Annotated in this window: 16 protein-coding genes; 6 read left to right on the top strand and 10 right to left on the bottom strand. The window is 73.4% G+C overall.

Features of this window, described 5'->3' with window-relative positions:
- Positions 1-14 precede the first annotated feature (14 nt).
- Both IF09_RS0115120 and IF09_RS0115115 read right to left on the bottom strand, forming a co-directional pair.
- Positions 15-1,187, bottom strand: a complete 1,173-nt coding sequence (locus tag IF09_RS0115120) for a S8 family peptidase (RefSeq protein WP_030295847.1) — start codon at positions 1,185-1,187, stop codon at positions 15-17.
- Between the two features lie 171 nt (positions 1,188-1,358).
- The gene (locus IF09_RS0115115) at positions 1,359-2,342 is read right to left on the bottom strand and encodes an aldo/keto reductase (RefSeq protein WP_030295846.1); all 984 of its coding nucleotides are present in this window, start codon (positions 2,340-2,342) and stop codon (positions 1,359-1,361) included.
- A 102-nt stretch (positions 2,343-2,444) separates the two neighbouring features.
- Between IF09_RS0115115 and IF09_RS0115110 the strand changes: the two genes are divergently transcribed.
- Complete coding sequence (locus IF09_RS0115110; protein ID WP_030295843.1) at positions 2,445-3,050, top strand: TetR family transcriptional regulator; 606 nt, start codon at positions 2,445-2,447, stop codon at positions 3,048-3,050.
- A 203-nt stretch (positions 3,051-3,253) separates the two neighbouring features.
- Here IF09_RS0115110 and IF09_RS0115105 read toward each other — a convergent pair whose 3' ends face one another.
- Positions 3,254-3,859 (bottom strand): TetR/AcrR family transcriptional regulator, encoded by a 606-nt coding sequence (locus IF09_RS0115105; protein WP_051832469.1) that lies wholly within the window; start codon positions 3,857-3,859, stop codon positions 3,254-3,256.
- A gap of 66 nt (positions 3,860-3,925) precedes the next feature.
- Here IF09_RS0115105 and IF09_RS0115100 point away from each other — a divergent pair, with 66 nt between their 5' ends.
- Positions 3,926-4,417 carry a DUF3995 domain-containing protein gene (locus IF09_RS0115100; RefSeq protein ID WP_051832468.1) on the top strand — a complete coding sequence of 164 codons (492 nt, stop codon included), beginning with the start codon at positions 3,926-3,928 and terminating at the stop codon, positions 4,415-4,417.
- Between the two features lie 90 nt (positions 4,418-4,507).
- Here IF09_RS0115100 and IF09_RS0115095 read toward each other — a convergent pair whose 3' ends face one another.
- From IF09_RS0115095 to IF09_RS0115080, 4 genes are all read right to left on the bottom strand, one after another.
- On the bottom strand, positions 4,508-6,145 hold the full coding sequence (locus IF09_RS0115095) for an isovaleryl-CoA dehydrogenase (protein WP_030295838.1): 1,638 nt from the start codon (positions 6,143-6,145) through the stop codon (positions 4,508-4,510).
- Positions 6,129-6,743, bottom strand: coding sequence for a TetR/AcrR family transcriptional regulator (locus IF09_RS0115090; protein WP_030295836.1), 615 nt, complete (start codon positions 6,741-6,743; stop codon positions 6,129-6,131). The genes IF09_RS0115095 and IF09_RS0115090 overlap by 17 nt, the downstream gene beginning before the upstream one ends.
- 145 nt (positions 6,744-6,888) lie before the next feature.
- Positions 6,889-8,208: a cytochrome P450 gene (locus tag IF09_RS0115085; protein ID WP_030295834.1), complete on the bottom strand. Its 1,320-nt coding sequence runs from the start codon at positions 8,206-8,208 to the stop codon at positions 6,889-6,891.
- Positions 8,209-8,396: 188 nt separating this feature from the next.
- Positions 8,397-9,854, bottom strand: coding sequence for an MFS transporter (locus IF09_RS0115080; protein ID WP_030295833.1), 1,458 nt, complete (start codon positions 9,852-9,854; stop codon positions 8,397-8,399).
- Positions 9,855-9,955: 101 nt separating this feature from the next.
- Here IF09_RS0115080 and IF09_RS0115075 point away from each other — a divergent pair, with 101 nt between their 5' ends.
- Entirely contained in the window at positions 9,956-10,819 is an 864-nt protein-coding gene (locus tag IF09_RS0115075) for a helix-turn-helix domain-containing protein (protein ID WP_030295831.1), read from the top strand.
- A 20-nt stretch (positions 10,820-10,839) separates the two neighbouring features.
- On the opposite strand, the gene IF09_RS0115070 is transcribed toward IF09_RS0115075, so the two are convergent.
- On the bottom strand, positions 10,840-13,167 hold the full coding sequence (locus IF09_RS0115070; protein ID WP_078613256.1) for a HelD family protein: 2,328 nt from the start codon (positions 13,165-13,167) through the stop codon (positions 10,840-10,842).
- A 207-nt stretch (positions 13,168-13,374) separates the two neighbouring features.
- On the opposite strand from IF09_RS0115070, the gene IF09_RS0115065 reads away from it, so the two are divergent.
- From IF09_RS0115065 to IF09_RS41740, 3 genes are all read left to right on the top strand, one after another.
- Positions 13,375-13,566: a hypothetical protein gene (locus IF09_RS0115065; RefSeq protein WP_037634862.1), complete on the top strand. Its 192-nt coding sequence runs from the start codon at positions 13,375-13,377 to the stop codon at positions 13,564-13,566.
- A gap of 156 nt (positions 13,567-13,722) precedes the next feature.
- Positions 13,723-14,442, top strand: coding sequence for an aspartate/glutamate racemase family protein (locus IF09_RS0115060; protein ID WP_030295825.1), 720 nt, complete (start codon positions 13,723-13,725; stop codon positions 14,440-14,442).
- A 7-nt stretch (positions 14,443-14,449) separates the two neighbouring features.
- Entirely contained in the window at positions 14,450-15,688 is a 1,239-nt protein-coding gene (locus tag IF09_RS41740) for a low temperature requirement protein A (protein WP_051832467.1), read from the top strand.
- A 4-nt stretch (positions 15,689-15,692) separates the two neighbouring features.
- On the opposite strand, the gene IF09_RS0115050 is transcribed toward IF09_RS41740, so the two are convergent.
- A complete protein-coding gene (locus IF09_RS0115050) occupies positions 15,693-16,469 on the bottom strand; it encodes an SGNH/GDSL hydrolase family protein (protein WP_030295821.1) in 777 nt (258 codons plus the stop codon).
- Entirely contained in the window at positions 16,456-17,025 is a 570-nt protein-coding gene (locus IF09_RS0115045; protein ID WP_030295820.1) for a PadR family transcriptional regulator, read from the bottom strand. Before IF09_RS0115045 ends, IF09_RS0115050 begins: the two co-directional genes overlap by 14 nt.
- Positions 17,026-17,103: the final 78 nt, after the last annotated feature.

Below are 17,103 nucleotides of genomic sequence, written 5' to 3'. Positions count from 1 at the left end.
GGGCCCGGCCGGCGTCAGAGGCCACCGCTGTGGAGCAGCCGGTTCGGGGTCCCGGCCGGGACGCCGGTCAGGACGTCGCGTACGGCCTGCCCCGTGAGCCAGGTGCGGACCTGGGCGGGCGTCGCCGCGGGGTGCGCGGAGAGGTAGAGGGCGGCGACGCCGGTGACGTGCGGGGCGGCCCACGAGGTGGCGGTGGCGTCGCTGGTGGCGGTGGAGCCGCCCGCGAGCGCGGAGGTGATCTTCTCGGCGGGGGCGTAGAGGTCCACGCAGCGGCCGTACCCCGAGCCGAAGCCGTCCCCGTCGGTCCAGTGGCGGTCGTCGGCGGTGGCGGCGGCCACGACGATCGCGCCGTGCGCACCGGCCGGGGAGTGGCCGCAGGCGTCATCGTTGAAGTTGCCGGCGGCGACGACCGTGGTGATCCCCGCCTCGATCATGTGCTGGACGGCGGTGTCGACGCCTGCGGAGCGGTTCTTCAGGTTGAGGGACATGTTCACCACGGCCGGGCGCCGGGCATGGGCGGTCACCCACTCCACGGCCTTGGCGACGGAGTCCTCCGGGTCCTGCGGCGCGGCGCCCGTGCCCGTGCCCGTGCTCGTGCCCGCGGCCGGGGAGACGTCCTTCGCGGGCGGGCCGCTGCCTTCCTCACAGGCGATGCCCTGGACGCGCACGATGCTCGACTTCGGGGCGACGCCGTACGTGGTGCCGCCGATGATGCCCGCGACGAACGTTCCGTGGCCCAGTCCGCCGCCGTCGAAGCAGTCACCGGCGTCCGGATCCCCGACGAAATCGGCGCCGAGGGCGGCGCGGCCCCCGAACTCCGCGTGCTTGACGTCGAGCCCGGTGTCGATCACGTAGACGTGCACGCCGCTGCCGTCGGCGCGCGAGGTGAACTTCCCGTCGAGCGGACGGCTGCGCTGGTCGAGGCGGTCGAGGTTCCACGGGGCTCCGGTGCGGACCACGGGCGTCGCCGCCGGCGGGCCGGACGGCGCACCGGACGGCCGGGGGCTGCCCGTCGGTACGCCGGTGGACAGCGGCGCACCGGACGGCAGGGCGGACGGCGATGCGGCGCCGGCCCCCGCACCGCCGCCGGGCCCGGGCCCTTCCTCCGGCGAGCACGCCGAAACCCCCAGTGCGGCAACCATCGCGACCCCGACGAGCATCGCCCCGCGCCTGTGCCCGCGTCTCATGACCAGCCCCCTGTCGCCGTGCGGCCTCGCGCCGTCGAGGGAGCAGACGTACGGCACGGCCGCGCCGGTTGCCGTGCGGCGCGGTTGCGTTCCGGCCGTCGCGGCCCGCCCGCGCGGACGGGCCGGAGGCCGTGATCACCGCGTCACCGCGCCGTTCCGTGCCCGGCACGCTCAGCCGTTCAGGGTCTTCATCAGCTCCGGGGCGTAGCGGTCGCCCGAGACGACCCCGTGCGGGGCAACTTCGTCGATGGCGGCCAGGTCCGCGTCCGTGATCGTCACCGCGGTGGCGGCGATGTTCTCCTCCAGGTAGCGGCGGCGCTTCGTGCCCGGGATCGGCACTGCGCCCTGGCGCAGGGTCCAGGCCAGGGCCAGCTGCGAGGGGGTGACTCCCTTTTCCGCGGCGAGGCGGCGGACCTGGTCGACGACGGCCAGGTTGCGGTCGAAGTTCTCGCCCAGGAAGCGGGGGTCCGTACGGCGGAAGTCGTCCGCCGCGAAATCGTCCGGGGTGGTGATCGCTCCCGACAGGAAGCCCCGGCCGAGCGGGGAGTACGCGACGAGCCCGATGCCGAGATCGCGCAGGGTGTCGAGGACACCGTCGTACTCGATGCCGCGTTCGAAGAGGCTGTACTCGGTCTGTACGGCGGCCAGCGGGTGCACGGCATGGGCGCGGGCGATGGTGGCGGGCGCGGCCTCGCACAGGCCGATGTGGCGGACCTTGCCGGCGGCGACCAGTTCGGCCATGGCCCCGACGCTCTCCTCGATCGGGACGTTCGGGTCGACGCGGTGCAGGTAGTACAGGTCGATGTGGTCCGTACCGAGGTGGCGCAGGGAGCGGTCGGCCGACCTGCGGATGTACTCGGGGGTCCCGTTGTGGCCGCGCAGCACACCGTCGTCGGTGAACTCGACTCCCGTCTTCGTGGCGATCACGGCGGCGTCGCGGCGGCCGGCCAGCGCCTTGCCGAGGAGCTGTTCGTTCAGGAAGGGGCCGTAGCCCTCGGCGGTGTCGAGCAGGGTGACGCCCAGCTCCAGCGCGCGGTCGATGGTGGCCAGGGACTCGGTCTCGTCGGTGGCTCCGTAGTGGGCGCTCATGCCCATGAGGCCGAGGCCTTCGGCGCCGACCTCGAGGCCCTGACCGCCCAGTGCGCGAATCTCCATGGTGCTGTGCTCCTCGGTAAGTAACTAACTGGATAGTTTGACTATGCACCCGGCTCGCGCCACATGTCAATAACCAGATAGTTACTTGCTAGGCTTCGCCCCATGGCACGGGATTCCAGCGCGACCAAGGCACGCCTGCTCGATGCGGCCTTCTCCGAATTCGCCGCGTACGGCATCGCCGGCGCGCGGGTCGACCGCATCGCCGAGGCCGCGCAGGCGAACAAGCGCCTCATCTACGTCTACTACGGCAACAAGGAGCAGCTCTTCGACGCCGTGCTCCGACGGGCGCTGGAGACGGGTTCGGAGTCCGTCCCGTTCAACGCCGACGACCTGCCGGGGTACGCGGGGGCCGTCTTCGACCACCTCGTCGCGCAGCCGTCCCTGATGCGGCTCGTGGTGTGGAAGCAGCTGGAGCGGCCCGGCACCGCGGATGCGGAGGCGGATTCCTACCGCGGCAAGATCGCGGTGGTGGAGGAGGCGCAGCAGGCGGGGCGCGTCGACCCCGCGCTGGACCCGGCCGATGTCCTCACGCTCGTGATGGGCCTGTCCCAGGCCTGGTTCGGCGCGGTGGGCGGGCCGGCTGCGGGCGGGTCGGGCACCGGCTGGGCACCCGAGCGGCTGGCCCGGCACCGAGCGGCGGTGGTCGAGGCCGTCCGCCGCATCACGGCGCCGCCGCGGGACCCGGCCCGGGGGGTGTCGCCGAAGTAGCGTCGTCCGCCGTGAGGGCGGGGCCGACGGGGTCTGGTGCGCGTGATCGCAAGGCGGAGGCGGGAGTCCCCCCGCCGAAGGCAGGCGGAGGAGGCGACGCTCGCGTCGCCGACCGAAGACAACGCGGCGAGCGCACGTGCCGGACCCCGTCGGCCCAGGGGCACCTCCCAGCGGTAGCTGGGGGAGGGACTTTGACGACACCCCTACGGGTGTCGGGGGGCGCCCAGCGGTGCCGACGGCGGGGTCAGGATCATGCCGATGAGGTGGTCGAGCGCCGCCTCCGCGCCCGGGGATTCCGACAGCGCCTCCGGGGCCGTGTCCGCTGCGGTCCGGCGCAGTTCCAGCCAGCCCAGGTAGGCCGCGTACCCGGCCAGCGCGCGATGACGGGACTCCTGCGGCCCGAAGCCCAGCCCGCCGAAGATCTCGGCCAGGAAGTCGAGCCGGGTCCGGGTGACGCGGGCGACGACCTCGGCGACCGCCGGGTGCGCGGTGTGCGCGACGAGGGCCGGCTCCAGCCCGGCGATCTCCTCGGTACCCAGCGCGACGGCGAACAGCATGCGCGCCCGGGTCCACGGGTCGCCCTCCTCCCGGACGGCCGTGATGACCTCCGCGGTGGCGTGCCGTTCCCATGCCTCCAGGGCCGCCACGAGCAGGGCCTCCCGGTTCTCGAAGTGCCAGTAGAAACTGCCGCGCGAGACCGAGAGTTCGCGGGCCAGTACGTCCACCGCCACCGCGGACAGCCCGCCCCGGGCCAGCGCGCGCAGCGCCGCCATCGTCCAGTCGTCCTTGGTGACTCTCCCCTTGGCCATGTTCCGTACAGTACTGTACGGAACATCCGTACAGAGATGTATGGAACTGGCGAGAGGGGTGGCGCAATGAGCACCAAGACCAGGCGGGTCGGTGCAGAGAACGCGGGCGCCGGGGTCCGCGCCGCGGCGGTGGCCGCGGCCGCGGGGCTGCTCGCGGCGGGGGCCCTGCACGCGGTGTGGGTGTTCTCCCCGTGGCCACTGGACTCCCGGGCCGAATTCGCGGCCGTGGTGGTCGGGGTGGAGGAGGCCCAGCTGCCGTCCGGGCCGCTGACTCTCGCCGTGGCGGGCGCGCTGGGCGCCGCCGCCGGGCTGGTGCTGACCGGCGCCCGGCCGGCGAGCCGGTTCGGCCGGGCGCGTCCGGTACGGGCCGGGCTGTGGGCGGTGTCGGGAGTACTGGCGGCACGCGGCCTCGGCGGTCTGGCGGCTTCGGGGCTCGCGCTGGGCTCCGCGCCGCCCCAGTTCCGACACTGGGACCTGCTGCTGTACTCCCCGCTGTGCGTCGCACTGGGCGGACTCACGGGGTACGTCGCCCTGCACACCCGGCACCGCCACACCTGAGCGGAGACCGGCCCCGCCGCGAACGGCAGAGGGCAGGGCCTGCCGCGATCGGCAGGGCCTGCCCGCAGCCCGTGCGTCGGCGCGACCGCGTCACACCGCGGCTGCGGTCCTGGCCCGGGCCAGGATGGCCTCCGTGTCGACGCCCGTCGGGAGGGTGCCGTACGCGCCGCCGTGTTCGCCGCCCAGGCGGGAGGCGCAGAAGGCCTCGGCCACCGCGCCCGGGGCGTGGCGCAGCAGCAGCGACGCCTGGAAGGCCAAGGCCATCGTCTCCGTGAGCTGCCGGGCCCGGTACTCGGCTTCGGCGGGGTCGGCCAGCTGCTTCCGGAGACCGGCGACCGCCGCGTCCAGGTGCCGGTCGGCGCCCGCCGCCCGGCCGACCTCCTCGAAGAAGGCCTCGACGGTCTCGGGCTGCCGGGCCATGGCCCGCAGCGAGTCCAGGGCGGCGACGTTCCCGGAGCCCTCCCAGATCGACGACAGCGGGGCCTCCCGGTAGAGCCGCGGCATGCCGGAGTCCTCGATGTACCCGTTGCCCCCCAGGCATTCGAGGGCTTCGGCGGCATGTCCGGGGGCGCGCTTGCAGACCCAGTACTTGGTGACGGCCAGCCCCAGCCGGCGCAGCAGCGCCTCGTCCTGGCCGCCCTGGGCGACGCGGTCCGTGGCGCCCGCGAGGCGCAGGGCGACCGCCGTCGCCGCCTCGGATTCCAGGGCGAGGTCCGCGAGGACGTTGCGCATCAGGGGCTGGTCGATGAGCGCCTTGCCGAACGCCCGCCGGTGGGTGGCGTGGTGGACGGCGCGGATGACGCCTAGCCGCATGCCGGACGCCCCGCCGAGCACGCAGTCGAGGCGGGTCATGTTGACCATCTCGATGATGGTCGCGACGCCGCGCCCCTCCTCCCCCACCAGCCAGCCGAAGGCCTCGTCGTACTCGATCTCGGCGGAGGCGTTGGACCGGTTGCCGAGCTTGTCCTTGAGGCGCTGCAGCAGCAGCCGGTTGCGGCTGCCGTCCGGCAGCACCCGCGGCAGCAGGAAGCAAGACAGCCCGCCCGGGGCCTGAGCCAGCGTCAGGAAGACGTCCGACATGGGCGCGGAGGTGAACCACTTGTGGCCGGTCAGCCGGTAGGTGCCGTCCGGGACCGGGGCCGCCGTCGTGGTGTTGGCGCGTACGTCGGAGCCGCCCTGCTTCTCGGTCATCGACATGCCCGCGATCAGGCCCTGCTTGGTGTCCGGCCGGCGCAGTCCGAAGTCGTACGTGCGGGAGGCGAGCAGCGGCTCCAGCCACGCGGCGAGCTCCGGCGTCGCGCGCAGCGCGGGTACGGCGGCGTACGTCATGGACACCGGGCAGGAGTGGCCCGCCTCGACCTGGCCCCAGACGAGGAACTTCGCGGCTCGCGCGACATGCGCTCCGGCCCGGTCGTCCGCCCAGGGCGCGGCGTGCAGCCCGTGGGAGACGGCGGTGCCCATCAGCTCGTGCCAGTACGGGTGGAACTCCACCTCGTCGATGCGGTGGCCGTAGCGGTCGTGGGTGCGCAGCACCGGCGGGTTCTCGTTGACCACGCGGCCCCACTCCGCGGCCTGTTCGGAACCGGCGAGGGCGCCGAGGCGGTGGATCTCGGGTATCGCCCATGCTGCGCCTTCGCGGGCGACCGCCTCCAGCAGGGCCGGGTCGGCGGCCGCATCGTAACCGTGGTGCGGGGGCACCTGGTTGGTGACCTCATGCGTCTGCGGCATCGTGTCCTCCAAGGGCACGCAGGGTGAAGGTGATCAGACCGGGGATGACGTCCCCCGGGACCGCGTCCCCGTCCGCCAGCGGGCCGACGAGCGCCTCGGCGATCGCACCGACGAGCGCGGCGGCCGTCAGCTCGGGTGATTGCGGCGGGAGTTCCCCGGAGGCCACGCCCGCGGCGATCTGTTCGGCGTACACGTCACGGAACGCCCGCCGGAAGACGAGGCGTTCGGTGTCGACGGCGGGGTCGGCGGGCTCCGCGAGCAGGGCGAAGGCCCGGCGCGGTGCCTGCAGCGCGCGGTACGCGAAGGTCTCGACGGCGGCGGCCACCCGCTGCGCCGCGCCGCCCGGGCGGTCCGTCGCGGCGGCCACCGCCTCCAGCTCGCGGGCCACCAGGGTCCGGAAGAGCGCGGCGGCCAGTTCGGACTTGCCGGAGAACGACTGGTACACGCTGCCGGTGGAGATTCCGGCTTCGGCCGCGATGGCGGCGACCGAGCAGCCGCCGTAGCCCTCACGGGAGAGCAGGTGGACGGCGGCCTCGAGCACCCGCTCGCGCCGGGCGTCGAGGCGGGCCTGTACGGCTGGGGGGCGACGGTAGGGCATGGAAGGATTGAAGCACTGATTCAGTGCTTCACACCAGACCTGGACGCGGAGTCTGGCAGGACACCCCCGGGGGTGTCGCCTCCCGGCGGATCAGGGTCGGATAGGCCGGGCGGGGCCCGGCCCGGCCCTGATCCGCCGGACACCCCTAGACGAGGCTCGCTGGCGTCGGGCCGTCGGGGCGGACGGTGATGCTGTACGCGGCCTTGGTGGGGACGGAGTGGAACGTCAGGGTATGGGCCGGCAGCAGGTGTTCCAGGAGGACGGTCGACTCACGGAGGGCGAACTGCAGACCGAGGCAGGCGCGCGGGCCGATGCCGAAGGGGAGGTAGGAGCCCGGATGGGTGGGCCGGCCGTCGGCGGCGGTGAAGCGCCGGGGGTCGAAGTGCTCCGGGTCCGCCCACAGTTCGGGGTCGCGGTGCGTCAGGTACGGGCAGACCACCACGTCGGTGCCCGCTTCGACGGCGTAGCCGGCCAGGGCGTCGTCCTCGGTGGCGTACCGGGGCAGGATCCAGGCGGACGGGTAGAGCCGGAGCGTCTCGTGGACCAGGGCCTGGACGGCTCGGCGGCGTTCCGCCGTGCCCGGGGCGCCTGCGGCGAGGGCCTGTCCGCGGGCCGCCGGGTGGCGGTCGAGAAGCAGGTAGAGCCAGGTCAGGGTGGTGGCGGTGGTTTCGTGGCCGGCGACGAGCAACGTGATCAGTTCGTCGCGGATCAGGCGGTCGGTGTACTCGGGGCGCTCGGCGGCCGCGTCGAGCAGGATGCGCAGGAGGCCCGGCCCGTCGGGTCCGTGCGTGCCGCCGCGGGCCGCCTCGATGGCGTGGTGTGCGACGGCGTCGATCCTGGCGAGGTCCCCGGCGACGGCGTCCCGGGCGTCGCCGGCGTCGGCCGGCAGCGTGGGGAGGGCGGCCACCACGGTGGCCACGGAGTTCAGTTCGTGCTCGGTGCCGGCGTCGAGGGGGTGCCCGGTGAGGGAGCGCCAGATGGTGTCCAGGGCGAAGCTGCGCATCTCCCGGCCGACGTCGAGCGTCTGCCCGGTGCGGGCGTACCCGGCCCAGCGCTCGGCGGTGACCCGGGCGGCCTCCGCGATCCGCTGCTCGTAGCGGCGCATCCCGGTGCCGGTGAACTGGGACTGCAGCAGGCGCCGTTGGCGCTTCCAGGCGTCGCCGGTGGCGGCGAGCACGCCGTCGCCGATCAGGAGGCGGGCGCGGTGCGAGCGCTTGGCGTACCGGTCCGGATGCAGGGCCAGCACGTGCCGGACCGCCTGGGGATCGGTGACCAGGACGGTGGGGTTCGGCCCGAGGCGGAACGCGGCGACGCCGCCGAGCCGTTCACGCACCACGGTGAGCAGATCGACCAGTTCGGCCCCGTCGGAGCGCCACCGCTCCACGAGGGCGGAGTCCAGCTCCGGGACCGCTCGTCCCGTGCGGGAGGCGTACGGGCGGGGGCCCAAGCCGGCTTCGGTGGCCACGGGTCTTCTCCTGTTCGACCGCTGGTCCTGGCCCCTGACGGAGCTGGAGATTACGGACTGTACGGGAGCGGACGCGTCTCGTGACACCCCGCGGGGGACGACGTTCCGGGTGGACGACGCGGACTCCGCCCGCCCGCTCCGTCAGGCCGACCCGCCCCTGCCGACCGGCCCGCGGGCAGGCCCGCTGGTCACCGCACGACCCTCGGCAGGCGCAGGCTCAGCAACACCGTCAGCGCGATCATGCCGAGCTGCACCACCAGCGTGACGGCGAGGGCGTCCCGCATGCCCATCGACGGGGCGAGTGCCAGGAAGAGGCTGCCGAGGGTCGCGACGCCGAGGGCGAGCGCGGACTGCTGCGTGGTGATCATGACCCCGCCGCCCACACCGGCCCGGTCAGCCGGTACGTCCGAGAGCATCAGCCGCATCAGCACGGGCAGTTGCAGCCCCTGCCCGAGGCCGGCGACGGCCACGCCCGGGGCGAGCGAAGCCGGCCCGAGGTCCGGCCAGCCGCGCAGGACCGCGAGGAGGATCAGGGCGACGCCGACGGCCTGGAGGACACCGCCCGCGGTGACGACCCGGCTGCCGAACCGGCCGACCAGCCGCGGCCCGGCGAGCGAGGCTCCGAAGAAGGCCACCGCCATCGGGACGAGCGCGAGCCCGGCCGGCACCGGTCCCATGCGCAGGCCCTGTTGCAGCACCACCGCGATGACGAACATGAACCCGCTGAAGCCGATCGAGAACGGCACCACCAGGACCAGCCCCCGCCTCAGCGACTGCAGGTGCAGCAGGCTCGGCGGCACGAGGGGAGTGCGTCCGAGCCGGTCGGCGCGGCGCTCGGTCAGGTAGAACGCCGTGGCGGCGAACGGGAAGACCGCGAGCGACACCCACGTCCACAGCGGCCAGCCGGCGGCCCGGCCCTCGGTCAGCGGCAGCAGCAGCGACACCAGGGACAGGGCGAGCAGTAGCGTCCCCGGCACGTCGACCGAGGCCGGGCGGTCCGAGCGGGTCTCCGGGACGGCCCGGACGGCGAGCACCAGCCCGAGGACCACCACCGGCACGTTGACCAGGAACACCGAGCGCCAGCCGGAGCCTGCGACGTCGGCGGCGACCAGGACGCCGCCCAGGATCTGCCCGGCGACCATGGACAGCCCTGCGGTGGCCCCGTACAGGCTCATCGCCCGCGCCCGGCGCGGGCCCTGTGTGGTGGCCTGGATGGTGGCCAGCACCTGCGGGAGCATCAGTGCGGCCGCCGCGCCCTGTGCCACGCGGGCCGCGACCAGGGCCCAGGCCGTGGGGGCGATGCCGCAGGCGAGCGAGGTGACACCGAAGGCGGCCATGCCGATCAGGAAGAGCCGGCGCCGCCCGGCCGTGTCGCCGAGGCGGCCGCCGAGGACGAGGAGGACGGCGTACGCGACGCCGTAGCCGCCGACGATCAGTTCCAGCGTGGCGGGGCCGGCCGCGAGGTCGCTGTCGATGGCGGGCAGCGCCACGTTGACGATGAAGAAGTCGATCAGGGGCAGGGCTGCGCCCAGCAGCACGGTGAACAGCCCGAGCGGGCCGATCGCCGCGGGGGCGGGCCCGGGGGCCGGGCGGCCCGTCGGGGTGGACGGGGAGGGGCGGCTGGTGCGTACGGTTGCTTCACTCACACCGGAAACGATCGCTCTGGGCTCAGCCTGGTACCAGAGTCTCCTTATCCTGGTACCAGGACTACCTGGCAACGGGATGAGCGGTGCGGCACCCTGGTTCCATGACCACTGTGGCCCCCGAGAGCGACGTACGCCGGCACGAACTGGCCGAATTCCTGCGCAGCCGCCGGGAGCGGATCACCCCCGAGCAGGTGGGGCTGCCGCGCGGCCGCCGCCGGCGCACCCCGGGGCTGCGCCGCGAGGAGGTCGCCCAGCTCTCCGCCGTCGGTGTCACCTGGTACACCTGGCTGGAGCAGGCCCGCGAGATCCAGGTCTCCCCGCAGGTCCTGGACGCGCTGGCGCGGGCCCTGCTGCTGGACTCCAGTGAGCGTACGCATCTGTTCTCGCTCGCCGGCAGCCTCGATCCGACCCCGCACGCGCCGTGCCCGAGCGTGACCCCGGCGCTGCGGGCGATGCTCGACCGGCTCGGGCCGATCCCGGCCTGCATCCAGAACAGCCGGTACGACATCCTCGCGTACAACGCCACGTACGGACGGCTGCTGTGCGACCTGGACGCGCTGCCGCCCGAGGACCGCAACTGCCTGTGGCTGGCGTTCACCAACGCGGACTGGCGGGCGTCGATGGCCGACGTCGCCGAGGTGAACCGCAACATCGCCGCCAAGTTCCGGGCGGCCATGGCGGAGCACCTCGCCGACCCGGCCTGGAAGGCCCTGCTGGCGCGGCTGGAGGCGGAGTCGGCCGAGTTCCGCGAGCTGTGGGCCCGGCACGAGGTGGTGGGCCAGGGCGGCAGGACGAAGTACATCCGCAATGCGCACGTCGGCCTGCTGCACCTGGAGCACACCAACCTGTGGCTCGGGCCGGCGGCGGGCCCGCGCCTGGTGACGATGGTGCCGGTCGACGAGGAGAGCCGCGCCCGCCTGGAGCGGCTGGAGCGGCTGGCACACCTCGAGCCGGCCACCGTCTGAGGCACCCCGCCCGTCCGCGGCTACGGCTGCTCGGCCAGCCCCTCCGGCAGCCGGCCCGTGTGGACCACGCCGAGGGTCTGGGTGGCCCGGGTCAGGGCGACGTAGAGGTCGCTCGGCTCATGGTCCGCGGGCTCCACGACGATCACCGAGTCGAACTCCAGCCCCTTGGCCTGGCGCGGGTCCAGCAGGACGACCGTACGGGTGAGATCCGGCTCCTCCCCCGCCCGTACGCCGGGCAGCCCGGCCGCCAGCGCCTCGTGCAGCGGACGCGGGGCGATCACCGCCAGCCGGCCGCCCCGGCCCTCGGCCGGTGCGCAGCTGCGCACCGCTTCCGCGACCGTGCCGGCGAGGTCGTCCGTCGCCCGTACCCAGGGCCGCCGCCCCGTGGAGCGCACCGACCTCGGCGGCTCGAATCCGGGATGGCGGGCCCGGAGCACGGCGGCCGCAACGTCCATGATCTCGGCGGGCGTACGGTAGTTGACGCCGAGGCGCACCAGCTCGAAGCGGTCCCCGACGTACGGGTCCAGGATCCGCTTCCACGATCCGCAGCCGGCCTCGTCGCCGGTCTGGGCCGGGTCGCCCACCAGAGTCATCGAGCGGGTGGGGCAGCGCCGCATCAGCAACCGCCAGGCCATCTCGGACAGTTCCTGCGCCTCGTCCACGATGACGTGCCCGAAGGCCCAGGTGCGGTCGGCGGCGGCCCGCTCGGCCGCGCTGCGGTGGTCGGCCTCCTCGTGCCGCTCCGCCATCCGTTCGGCGTCGATGATGTCGTGCGCGGCGAGGAACTCGTTCTCCATGTCCTCGAATTCGTACGACTCGGACCCCTGCGACAGGTCCAGGACGCCCTGCGCGTACGCGATGCGCTCCTGCCGTTCCCGCTCCTCGGCGGCGCGCTGCGCGCTGTCGTCGACGCCGAGCAGCTCGGCGGCCTCGTCGAGCAGCGGGATGTCGGCGGGGGTCCAGTCGGCCGTCGTGCGCCGGATCAACTCGGCCTCGCCGGAGGGGAGGTGGGTGGGATCGGCGAGGAAGTCGGCGATCAGCTGCCGGGGTGTGAGGGGCGGCCAGAGGGTGTCGATCGCGGCGTGCACCTCGGCGCTGGTCGCGATCTCCTTGCCGAGCTGTGCGATGTCGTCGGGGCCCAGCAGGTTGGGGCCGCCGTACGGATCCGCGCCGAGCCGGTCGGCGAGCTGCTCCGTGAGGGCGTCGATGACGCGGAACGCGAAGTACGGTCGGGCCAGGTTGTGGGGCAGTCCGGTGGCGCGCGCCCGGTCCCGGGCCTCGTGCGCCATGGTCCGGTCCAGCAGCAGGGTGCCGTAGTCGTCGTGGTCGATCTCCACGGCCGGTTCCGGGAGCACCGCGCTGTCCTCGCCGCTGCCGGCGGGTACGGTCTCCGGCAGTGCCTGCCGGTCGCGTACGACGCGGGCGAGGACCTCGGCCATCTCCGCGCGGCCCTTCACGGCGGCGGCGCCGGGCCGGTCGGTGCCGGTCGCCCGGACGCCGGGGAACAGCTCGCCGAGGGTGGAGAGCAGGACCCCGGTCTCTCCGAGGGCGGGGAGTACCTCGCCGATGTAGCCGAGGAACGCCGGGTTGGGGCCGACGATCAGCACGCCGCGCTTGGCGAGCAGTTCCCGGTGCTCGTAGAGGAGGTAGGCGGCCCGGTGCAGGGCGACGGCCGTCTTCCCGGTGCCCGGGCCGCCCTCCACCACGAGTACGCCGCGGTGGGGCGAGCGGATGATGTGGTCCTGCTCGGCCTGGATGGTCTGCACGATGTCGTGCATGCGGCCCGTGCGGGCGGCGTCGAGCGCGGCGAGCAGGACGGCGTCCGCGTCGGCCCCCTCGTGGCCCGTGCGCTCGGTGTCGGCGAGGTCGAGGATCTCGTCGTGGAGGGCCGTGACCTCCCGTCCGCGGGTGGTGAGGTGGCGGCGCCGGCGCAGGCCCATGGGGAAATGCCCCGTGGCGACGTAGAAGGGGCGCGCGACCTCGGCCCGCCAGTCGAGGACGAGAGGGGTGCGGTCCGCGTCGTCCTGCCTGATTCCGATACGGCCGATGTGGTGGTCCTCTCCGTCGGAGAACTCGAGCCGGCCGAAACAGAGGCCGTTCTCGCCCGCGTTCAGAGCGGAAAGCAGACCGGACTGCTCGGCGACGAGAACATCCCGCTCCAGGCGCGCCTGAAGTCCGCTGCCGGTCGCGGCCAGCGCCCGCTGGACGGCGTGTTCGGCCTGGTCACGCAGGTCGTCGAGGCGCGCATAGAGCTCGCCGATGAATTGCTGCTCATTACGGAATTCCACGGTTGACAATTCCACTCCCGACCCGATACGATGTCCTCGTAAAGCTTCTTCACGCGCCATTTTCATCAGGGCGTGAAACGTAAAATATACACAGACGAATACCCCGACCGTCAATTGGTCCCGGGGTATTTTTCGTTTTTGCGTCACGCCGCCGGTGCCGGGCTGCGCCGGGCCGCCGCATGTCACCCGGACGGCTCACCCGTCAGGCTTTCGGCGCCGTGCACTGCTTTGGTGGACACAAGAGCTGTCCACCACTGGAGCACTCTCATGTATGAAATGCAGGTCGGTGAGGCGGCCACAGGGCCTGGCCTCGTATGGCACGTCGTCGCCCGTGACCGCCGGGCCACCCTGTGCGGCCGCCCCCTCCAGCCGGGCGGCAACGCCGAAACGGACCACCACTGCGGGCCGTGCATGGCGGCCTTCCAAAACGTCATGCGGGAAGGCTCCGCCGAGTCCTGACAGTGGGGGTGATCGACCGCCGACACCACGCTTCCGCCGCCGGCGCCGGACCGAGGTCCATGCGCCGGCGGCGGAGCCATCCGTCCACCGGTGCGCCCACCCTTGGGCAAACCAAAGCAACGCTTATGTAAATCGCGCCTGATACCTTCAGCGCTTATGAAGACGATCGGACTGCTCGGAGGAATGAGCTGGGAATCGACGGCCGAGTACTACCGGCTGTTGAACGAACTCACCCGTGACCGGCTCGGGGGGCTGCATTCCGCCCGCTGCGTGCTGTACTCGGTGGACTTCGCGGAGATCGAGCAGCTGCAGGCCGAGGGACGGTGGACCGAGGCCGGCGAGGTGCTGGCGTCAGCGGCCCAGCGCCTGGAAGCCGCCGGTGCGGACCTCGTGCTCATCTGTACGAACACCATGCACAAGGTCGCCGACCGCGTCCGGGCGGGCATCTCGGTGCCCCTGCTGCATCTCGCCGACGCCACCGCGAACGCCGTGAAGGCGGCGGGCCTGACCCGGGTGGGCCTCCTGGGGACCGCGTTCACGATGGAACAGGACTTCTACCGCGGCCGGCTCGCGGCGGGCGGACTCGAGGTGTGCGTCCCCGATGCCGACGGGCGTGCGCTCGTGCACCGGGTGATCTACGAGGAGCTGTGCCTGGGCCTGGTCCGCGAGGAGTCCCGGGCCGCGTACCAGCAGGTCATCCAGGACCTGGTGGCCGTCGGCGCCGAGGGGATCATCCTGGGCTGCACCGAGATCGAGCTGCTCATCGGCGCCGAGGACAGCCCCGTACCCGTCTTCCCCACCGCCCGGATCCACGTGGAAGCCGCGGTCGAGGCGGCACTGTCGACGCCCCGGCGATCGGCACGCGCCCTCGGCTAGTCATACCGTGATCTCGTACGAGGACACAGGCCGCGACGGCGGCGGCACGGACCCGGGCGGACCCATGGGCACACCTCAGACGGGCGCGAACGCGGCTCCGGACGGCCATGCGCCCGAAGGGCGTCACGCCGACTGGCTGGAACTCTTCTTCGACCTCGTCTTCGTCGCGCTCGCCGCCCAGCTCTCGCACCGGCTGCACGGTGATCCCGGCCTGCGCGACTTCGCCGTGTTCCTGGCGCTCTACTTCCCGCCCTGGTGGCTGTGGATCAACCTCACGGTCTCGGCGAACGTCTTCGTGGACAACAGCCCCCGCCGCCGGCTGCTCATGCTGTCCGCCATGCTCTGCATCGCCGTCATGGCCGCCTCCGTGCCCGAGGCCGACACGGACCGCGGGTCCGTCTACGCCCTCGGGTACGCCGGCACCCGGCTGGTGCTGCTCGGGCTGTGGTGGCCGGCCACCAAGTACCCCGAGCCCCGGCGCGTCCCGCGCTGGCGCCCCCTGAGCTACTGCCTCGCGTCGGGCCTGCTGTGGGCCGCCTCGGCCGCGGTACCCACACCCTGGCAGTACGTGGTGTGGGCGGTACTCATCGCCGCCGAGATGGCGCTGCTCCTGACCGCGCGCGGCCGCCGGATGCCCGCCCGCCTGGACACCGGGCACATCGTCGAGCGGGTCGGGCTGTTCGTCATCATCGTGCTCGGCGAATCCGTGATCGCGCTGGTGACCTCCGCCGACCACACCTGGAGCCTGCGGGCCGGGATCGTCGGCGCCCTGGGCTTCGTGCTGCTCGCCGCGCTCTGGTGGTCGTACTTCGACTTCGGCTCGACCTCGGCCGAGCTGATGCTCGCCAAGGCCGACGACCAACAGGCCTACCTCCTCGCCCGCGACATCGGCGGCTTCCTGCACTTCTTCGTGACCGCGGGCGTGTTGTGCATGGCCGCGGGCCTGGCCACCGCCGTCGAGGAGGCCGGCCACGCCCATCTTCCGGCCGGCGCGGTGTGGGCCCTGGCCGGCGGCCTGGCGCTCTACCACTCGGCCCACGCCTGCATCGCGCTGCGCTACGGCCGCCCCCCGGCCTCCGTCGCCGTCTGGGCTGTTCCGGGCATCTGCATTCCGCTGCTCGTCGTCTGGGGCGCCGGCCACCTCGCGCCGTGGCTGGTCGTCCTGCTCCTGGCCGCCGAGGCGATCGTGCACCTGCTGTACGCGCGCAAAATGCTGCGCCGCCGCCTCGCGACGGCGGCGCCCTGACCGCTCAGGCCCGCACGGGGAGGAGCTCCGGGCGCTTGGCCGTGCGGGCGTCCCCGGAGGAACGGCCGCGCAGGCGCCGGCCCAGCCAGGGGCCCAGGAACGCGGCGGCCCAGCGCAGTTCGGCGAGGACCGTGGGCGAAGCCGCCCGGGCCGGGGGCAGCGGGTGCGTCCAGGAGTCGTCGCTGCCCGGCAGGTCGAGGGCGTGGGCGAGCGAGGCGGCGATCCGCTCGTGCCCGAGCGGGCCGGCGTGCAGCCGGTCGGCGCTCCACAGGCGGGAATCGGTGACCACCGGATGGTGTCCCGTCTCGACGACGACCACACCGTGGCGGCCGGCGGCCGCGCGGATCCGGTCGTTGAGGGCGCTCACCCGCGGGGCGAGCGGACGGGCGAGCGGGGTGATCCGCGCGAGGTCCGGAAAGGTCATCGTGGCCACGCGGGCGCCCTGGGCGGTGAGGGCGCCGAACATCGCCTCGAGGTGGCCGGCGACCCCGTCGGCGTCGAACCGCGGCCGCAGCACGTCGTTGACGCCCGCGACCACGGTGGCCAGGTCCGGGCGCAGGGCGAGGGCCGGCCCGAGCTGCTCGGCGCGGACCTGCCCGGCGAGTCGGCCGCGGACGGCCAGGTTGGCGTACCGCAGGCCGGGGCTGTGGAGGGCGAGGCGCTCGGCGAGCCGGTCGGCGAGCCCGCGCAGGCCGGTCGTGTCGTCGCCGTCGCCGACGCCCTCGGTCTGGCTGTCGCCCAGGGCGACGTAGCGCAGGTACTGGTGCTCAGCGCCCGGCACGGGCCACCTCCCGCTCCCGCAGGACCGCGATCGTACGTGCGCACCAGTCGCGGTTGCCCCGCTCGAAGGCGAGACCGCGCAGGCAGGTGAGATAGGGGCCGATGCGGTCGCCGTACCGCAGGAAGTCCTCCTCGGTACGGTCGCCGCGCATGGTGCGCAGCAGACCGGTGAACAGGTCGGCCTTGGCCTGGGCGAAGGCGGCGCGCTCGGTGAGCTGCGCGATGAGCGTCGCGGTGTCGACGTGGTCGGCGGCCTGGACCTTGACGACCAGGTCGTCGCGGATGGAGGAGGGCTTGGTGGCGGAGGCGGTGAACTGCTCCAGCTCGGCGAGGCCGGCGTCGGTGACGGTGAACAGGCGCTTGGTGGGCCGGGTGTCCTGGATCACTTCCCGGCCGGTGATCAGCCCGTCCTTCTCCAGCCGGGTCAGCTCGGCGTAGAGCTGCTGCGGGAGCGCGTGCCAGAAGTTGGCCACACCGAGGTCGAAAGCCTTGGCCAGTTGGTACCCGCTCAGCTCCTCGTCCAGCAGCGCCGCCAGTACGGCGTGGCGCAAAGCCATCGGACCGCCTCCTTCACTTCCCTGTTTCCGCTGTGGCCCCTGTCCATGGACACCCTGCGCATGATACTCAAGAATCTG

This window comes from Streptomyces katrae (assembly GCF_000717655.1).
GTDB lineage: Bacteria > Actinomycetota > Actinomycetes > Streptomycetales > Streptomycetaceae > Streptomyces > Streptomyces katrae_B.
This window is presented reverse-complemented; position numbering and strand designations above follow the sequence as displayed.